We start from the raw sequence: 424 nt of genomic DNA on the forward strand, positions 1-424 counted from the left end.
AAACAACGTTTCGTGCTACAGTGACGAGTAGAGATATGGATCTGTTAAGAAAAGCCAAACTTGGATTGATGCGTATCATTGAAAAGTCAGGGAAATGGTACGCTCAAATTTCGGTAGAAGTGCCTACAAGTGTAACCAACAACGAAAACATCATGGGTATTGATCTTGGTTTAAAAGTTCCTGCTGTTTCTGTAACTTCTACAGGTAAAGCCCGATTCTTTGGAAACGGCAGACAAAACAAGTACATACGAAGAAAGCATGAGCAACGTAGGCGTAAATTAGGAAAACTCAAAAAAATGTCTGCCATTCGTAAGCTAGGTCATAAAGAGCAACGTTGGATGAAAGATCAAAACCATAAGATTAGTCGGCAAATTGTCGATACAGCCACCCAGGAAGGTGTGTCAATCATCAAGCTTGAACGACT

General features: G+C 40.3%; 1 protein-coding gene. It reads left to right on the forward strand.

The window, feature by feature from the left end; all coding sequences use genetic code 11:
* Window positions 1-35: 35 nt before the first annotated feature.
* The coding region (locus ABEW73_RS33760) for a transposase (protein ID WP_430206431.1) at window positions 36-424 on the forward strand (389 nt) is incomplete at its 3' end.

It is taken from the genome of Paenibacillus lautus (assembly GCF_050482385.1).
GTDB lineage: Bacteria > Bacillota > Bacilli > Paenibacillales > Paenibacillaceae > Paenibacillus_AQ > Paenibacillus_AQ lautus_B.